The sequence below is a fragment of the Microcystis wesenbergii FACHB-1317 genome (assembly GCF_014696875.1).
GTDB lineage: Bacteria > Cyanobacteriota > Cyanobacteriia > Cyanobacteriales > Microcystaceae > Microcystis > Microcystis wesenbergii_A.
In genome coordinates, this window is the sequence record NZ_JACJQV010000226.1 from 1 (window position 1) to 6,318 (window position 6,318).

At 43.2% G+C, this 6,318-nt stretch carries 5 protein-coding genes and 2 pseudogenes; 3 read left to right on the forward strand and 4 right to left on the reverse strand.

Translation table 11 applies throughout. From position 1 onward, the window contains the following. The 3 genes and pseudogenes from H6F92_RS23550 to H6F92_RS23560 form a co-directional block, all read left to right on the forward strand. Positions 1 to 131: pseudogene (locus H6F92_RS23550) on the forward strand (IS5 family transposase); the annotation flags it as partial. A 405-nt stretch (positions 132 to 536) separates the two neighbouring features. Continuing rightward, positions 537 to 812 (forward strand): hypothetical protein, encoded by a 276-nt coding sequence (locus H6F92_RS23555; protein ID WP_190359716.1) that lies wholly within the window; start codon positions 537 to 539, stop codon positions 810 to 812. Continuing rightward, the gene (locus tag H6F92_RS23560; RefSeq protein ID WP_190359717.1) at positions 809 to 1,174 is read left to right on the forward strand and encodes a clan AA aspartic protease; all 366 of its coding nucleotides are present in this window, start codon (positions 809 to 811) and stop codon (positions 1,172 to 1,174) included. The genes H6F92_RS23555 and H6F92_RS23560 overlap by 4 nt, the downstream gene beginning before the upstream one ends. Positions 1,175 to 1,371: 197 nt before the next feature. Here the strand turns inward: H6F92_RS23560 and H6F92_RS23565 are convergent, their stop codons facing one another. The 4 genes and pseudogenes from H6F92_RS23565 to H6F92_RS23580 form a co-directional block, all read right to left on the reverse strand. Continuing rightward, positions 1,372 to 2,640, reverse strand: a complete 1,269-nt coding sequence (locus H6F92_RS23565; RefSeq protein ID WP_190359718.1) for a glycosyltransferase — start codon at positions 2,638 to 2,640, stop codon at positions 1,372 to 1,374. Then, positions 2,640 to 4,382: an ABC transporter substrate-binding protein gene (locus tag H6F92_RS23570; RefSeq protein ID WP_190359719.1), complete on the reverse strand. Its 1,743-nt coding sequence runs from the start codon at positions 4,380 to 4,382 to the stop codon at positions 2,640 to 2,642. The genes H6F92_RS23565 and H6F92_RS23570 overlap by 1 nt, the downstream gene beginning before the upstream one ends. A gap of 199 nt (positions 4,383 to 4,581) precedes the next feature. After that, complete coding sequence (locus H6F92_RS23575) at positions 4,582 to 5,721, reverse strand: citrate synthase (RefSeq protein ID WP_190359720.1); 1,140 nt, start codon at positions 5,719 to 5,721, stop codon at positions 4,582 to 4,584. Between the two features lie 261 nt (positions 5,722 to 5,982). Further along, positions 5,983 to 6,318 (reverse strand): annotated as a pseudogene (locus H6F92_RS23580) (Uma2 family endonuclease); the annotation flags it as partial.

Genomic DNA, 6,318 nt, shown 5'->3' on the forward strand with positions numbered 1-6,318 from the left:
GTCGTCTCAAAATATTTCGGATACTTTCATCAAGATACAGAAATCGCAGACGGCGATTTGGTCTGAGATTGAATTTGATTGCTGGTATCTACAATTACGAACTTCGTTACCGACAAAAGGATATATCTTGATTACTTTTGCAAGAGATCTATTTCAAAAAGGTTGGTAAGAATCTTTGGTCTGCTCGTGTCAGTGGCGGGTGTCGAGCATTAGCCTTGAAAAAGGGAGATGATTATTACTGGATTTGGATCGGTGATCACAATCAATATGAGAGTTTTTTGAATTAATTCGTTTTGATCAGCGCAGCTGTAGGGTGCGTTCCCTAATGTGACTCCTACTGCTCCAGCGATCGATTTTTGGGGAACGCACCATGCACATTGATTGCAGCTGTGGGTTAAAGTGCGATGCCGAAGGCACTGCGTCGCAGTACACCAATCTTGTAGAGACGTAGTAGGATGGGCATTAGCTCATCCTACAGACCTGTGAGATATTATAGAGAGGTCTCCAGAAGTCAAATCGCCATCGGGAGTTAGTATATGCAAGCAATCCTTTTAAGCCGTGAAGAAGTTGCTCAACGTGCAGAGAAACTGTACGAAAGCAGAATCCGCCAAGAGGTGGAAGTTGAAGAAAACATTGGCAAGATGGTCATCATTGACATTGAAACAGGTGACTACAAAGTTGATAAAAATGGCTTACACGCTGCTGACTTATTGAGCGAGAAACACCCCCATGCTCGGCTCTTTGGGATCAAAATTGGCTACAACGTTGCTGCCGCTTTTGGTGGCGGTATTATGGAGCGTATAGTTAAGTGATTTCAGGTATTGTGGCTAATGGACACCCGTTCATCACTATCCCATTTCGGATTCCAAATCGCGCTGACTTTCCGATTGAGTTTGTAGTAGATACAGGATTTACAGATGAGCTTTGTTTACCACCCGAAGCAGTAGCATTACTGAATCTTCCTTTTATGTACGATATGCGTGCGAATTTAGCAGACAACAGCCAAGTAATGCTGCCTCTTCACAAAGCAATTATTATCTGGAATGGTGAGGAGCGAGAAACTCGTGTATTTGCCACAGGGCGGCGACCTTTGGTTGGAACTGCTTTGTTAGATAGTCATGAGCTTGTGATCCAATTTACGGAAGGTGGGTTGGTAACAATTGACGAATTGTAGTTCTCAGCATTAGCGCAAACGCAGGCTAAGTTGTATCTGTAAAAGAGGATATGGCAACCAACAACGTCAGAGATCTCGATGAAGTCCTTCGCAACGGCTGAATTCTGGAAAGAGTATATCCCTAACGTCTTTAAAACCCGACACCCGACACCCGACACCCTGCCCCCAGGAAAAACTTTTTCAGCAGACCCTAGCCATTATACCGATAGGACGGGTTGGCTGGTAGAAATGGCTTTTTCGACGATATCGGCGGCCATTTTCACTCCTCCTGTCTTCTGTAGCGCTTTTTGCATTCTCAGGGCATTTTCTCGGTAACTGGGGAAGGATAACACCTTTTCAATGGCCTTTCGTAAACGGGGAACTTCTAGACGGGAAATCGGAATCACTTCCCCTGTCCCCGACCATTTTATCCGAGCAGATACCCCCGGTTGGTCGTTAGCGATGGGAATGGCCACCATCGGTACGGCTTGCGCTAGGGATTCTAGGGTAGTATTTAAGCCTGCGTGGGTGATAGTAAGAGAGGCTCTGGTTAAAAGCTCTAATTGGGGAGCGTAGGGAACAACTAGGGCGTTTTTTGTCGTTATTTGAATGTTAGAGTCGGTGTTGCCCAAGGATAAAACTAATTGTACCGGCAAATCGGCACAGGCTTCGGCGATCGCATTAAAGGCCGATTGTAGGCGATTTTGAATTGTACCGAGGGAAGCATAAATCAAGGGTTGTCCGGTTAATTTTTCGTAAGGAAAAGGAATCGTTTTTCTGGTGGAGGAATCGTGAAAGGGGCCGGTAAAGTGAAAGTGAGCGGGTAAATTTTGCCGAGGAAACTCGAATTCGGCAGGTTGTTGGCTAATTTGGGCGATGGGTGAATAGCGTTGATTGATGTTTTGATAGGGAATTAACCCCCATTCTTGACGCTGCCGGTTGATTAACTCATTCAGAGGACGCGTCAGAGAGTCAAGCAGTTTATAGCCAATTTTATTGCGAATAACCCCGATAAATGAGGGATTATAGTCCCAACTGGTCATAAAGGGCGGAATAAGCGGATCACGATTTAAAACCAATGCCGAACAAAAACTGATAAAGGGAATAGCCAATTTTTCTGCGATTGTACCCCCTGAGGCGGAAACTTGATCGACAATTAGGGCATCAATTCCCAAGCGACGCATCTCTTGAGGGATAGTTTCAAAGAGGGCAGCAGTAGAATCACTTACTAATTGTACCGTGCGACGGACGGCGGCTGTTCCCCGTAATTGACCAATTTCGGCTAAATTTTGGGCTGATGTGCCTTTCGGATATTTGTCGGGTGCAATTGCCTGAAAATCTAAGCCGGCTGCTTGCACCATTTCTTCACCATCAAGAGTTAAAAAACAGGTAACTTTATGACCGCGTTTTTGTAACTCTTTTCCTAAAGGTAGGAGAGAATAAATATGTCCAGAAGTTGTAGGACAGAGTAAACCAAAATGAGTCATTAAACACCTCCACAGGTTTTCTTTAATTCTTCGAGATTCCAGAATGCACCACCCAAGGCGGAGAATTGTATTCCTTCAAAGCAGTTACGCACAGCCCCCAAAGCGAGGGGATTAACTAGATAAATAAAGGGGACGTATTCCTGTTGAAGTTGTTGAATTTCATTATAGATAACTTTGCGCTTTTCAAAGTCTAATTCTTGGGAACCCTTGACGTATAAATCGGCGATTTTTTTCTCCCAATCCGCCGCTTGCCAGCCTTGAATCGGAGGGCTGCCGGGTTGAGGTTGTTGGTTAAAAGCGTGGAGATTTCCATCTACATACCAAATATTGGGGGCGTGGGGTTCATTATCGCCGGTAAAACCTAAAATATGTGCTTCCCAATCTAGACTATTACTTAGTTTATCAACTAAATTGCTAAAAGCGATCGCTTGAAAATCCACTTGAATTCCTATTGCGGCTAAATCATTTTTAATTTGTGCGCCAATTGCTTCCCGGATTTTGTTACCCGCATTAGTAATCAGGTTAAATCTAACGGGATTATTATCAGCATCGACTAGGAGATTATCACTATTATACTTAAATCCCGCCTCTAATAATAATTCTTTGGCTTTTTCGGGATTGTAATTGTAACCTTTCAGGTTTTTATCATAAAAAGGCGATTGGATAGAAAGAAAAGAATTTTGTTCTTGTCCTAAACCTCGATAGATATCATCAATCATTCTTTGACGATTAATGCCGTAGGCAATAGCTTGACGGAAATTTAAGTTATTAAACCAACGGGATTTAATCGGATCTACTAGGGGTTTTCCGTCGCGTTTGCCTTGATTGAGATTAAAACCGATAAATTGGGTTCCGTAGGCAGGTCCACCATTAAAAATAGTGAAATTTCCTCTTTCTTCTTCGGTTTTTAAGAGGGAGAAAAATTCGGGAGTTACCCCAATAGAATCTAAACTTCCCGAACGAAATTGTAGTAAAGTTGTATCCTGAGATTCAACAATTGCCCAAATTACTGAAGTTATATGGGGTAATTGTTGTCCACGGTCATCTTTTTTCCAATAGTAAGGGTTATTCTCAAAAATAATCCTTTGTCCCGTTATATATTCTTTTAGTTTATAAGCACCATTAAAAACAATTTTATCGGGAGGAGTATCTAACCCCCAAGTGGAGAGAAATTCTAACCTACCATCGGGGCTTTTTTTCTGAATAGTTTTTTCTAAAGCGTGTTTAGGTAAAATCGGTGAACTGACAGCATCTAAAAAAGGCGCAAAAGGTTCGGGTAGTTTAAATTCAATCCTGCGGTTATCTAGTTTAGTGATAACGGGGAATTCTTTTTTTAATCCTATTCTTAAACTATCGCGGTAGTTGTTGGGAATATCAGGATTTAGATATAAGTCTTTATAGGTAAAAACCACGTCATCAACGGTTAAGGGTTGACCATCCGACCATTTTAAACCCTCTCTCATAGTAAAAATAATGCTCAAATTATCATCGGAAATTGTCCAAGATTCTGCTAAGACCGGTTCTTTTTTGCCAGTAATGGGATTTTCTGTTAATAGTCCTTCGTAGGTTAAACCAAAAATATTCGGAGATTCGGCCGATAAAACAGCATTAAAGGTTTTTGGGTCACTTAATACCGATATGACCACTTGATTGCGTCTAACTTGATTACCACAAGCAGTTAGGGAAATCAGCAATAAACAAGAAATTAAAAATACCGTTAATCTCCGCCCAAATTTCACCATAATCTTTAATATTTTTCTGTCCGACTAACTTAGAAGTAAAGACCTTGTCTTGCTATATACACCGAAACTGACCAAGCTGAAAGCCGCTGGACTGTTTCCTTGTCCCATCAATATAACAGGAAATGAGACAAAAAATCTCGCCTAGGAAAGATTGACAAAGGCGAGAAACCGTGTTTCCATTAAGAATGGGAGATAAAATCTAAGAACGTTGTTCGATCGGTGTATAGGGGACTTCGTGTAGTCCGGTGTAGATTTGGGTAGGACGGAAAATGCGGTTAGCATTTAATTGTTCTTTCCAGTGGGCTAACCAACCGGCCACCCGGGAGATGGCAAAAATCGGGGTAAATAAATCATTGGGGATACCTAATTTCCGATAGACCAATCCCGAATAGAAATCCACATTAGGATAGATACCTTTTTCGCCGTAGATATCCACCATTGCCTGTTCTAATTCTAGGGCGATATCGTAGTATTCATCGGAACCTAATTCCGCGAATAATTGTTCGGCAAGGTTTTGTAAAATCGTCGCCCGGGGATCCTTAACTTTATATACCCGGTGTCCAAAACCCATAACTTTTTGTTTATTGGCGATACATTTTTCCACATAGGGACGAACATTAGCCACCGAACCGATTTCCTCTAACATTAACAATACTTCCTCGTTTGCCCCACCGTGGAGGGGGCCGGCGAGAGTTCCCACTGCTGAAGCGATGACACCGTAGGGGTCGGTTAAAGTGGAAGCCGTCACCATGGCCGAAAAAGTCGAGGCATTCATGGTATGTTCGGCGTGGAGAGTCAAACAGACATCGAAAACCTTCGCCGCTAAATCCGTCGGTCTTTTTTCCGTCAACATATAGAGGAAATTGGCCGCATAATCAAGACTATCGTTAGGCTGAATGGGATGATTACCTTTGCGAATCAATTGAAACGCCGCCACCATGGTGGGGATTTTCGCTAATAGCCGCACTACTGCCTGACGGATATAGTCGGGATTATCCAAGGCCCGACGGGCATAGTATAACCCTAAAGCCGCCGCCGAAGTTTGTAGCGCATCCATGGGGTGGCCTTTTTCGGGGAAGCATTTCATCATGTCTTCGATACGGTACTTAATGCGTCGATGATAACGGATTTCATCGGCAAATTCTTCCAGTTCCGCCCCCGTGGGCAGAACACCCCAGATAAGGAGATAGGCGGTTTCGAGGAAGGTACTTTTTTCGGCGAGTTCCTCAATCCGAATGCCCCGATACTCTAAGATTCCCTTTTGCCCATCCACAAAGCTGATACTCGATTGGGCGGCGGGAATTCCTTCTAAACCTGGCCGATATTCACAAACTGTCATAGTTCTACCTTTCCGTGGCGAAGATTAAGCCCTAACGCTAACTTACTTGATCTTTCCACCCTTACCGAAATTTTATAGAAAATTTTCGGTTCTGCCTCTCCTGTTCAGGATTAGGGAGAAGTGGACGGAAATTACTCCTATTTAGCGATCGCTTCGTCGATTTAGTCAACCCTGCCCTAGCGCATTTTTTCTGGGCTTACTGTTGCGACTCTAGCTAGAGGACTTGATATTTATCTACTTTCATTCTACCGATAATTTTTTTTAAATTTCTTCGGGATTAATATTTAATTCCCGTAGTTTTGCCGCCAATCGTTCGGCCCGTTGTCGTTCCGCTTCGGCCCTTTGTCGTTCCGCTTCAGCCCGTTGTCGTTCCGTTTCGGCCCGTTGTCGTTCTTCGTTGTAACCGGTGAAAGGTTGACCATCGGGATAATACAAGAGTAACTCTGGTTGGGCTAATTGAAAACGAATGCCCAAGCGAGGACTTACCCAATTATCGAGATTTTCCCGACTTTCGAGCCGATTTTCCCGACGAATACAGCCCCCCAAATCATTTTTATCGGGATTATAAATGTAGTATTCTTCCACACCATAACGGTC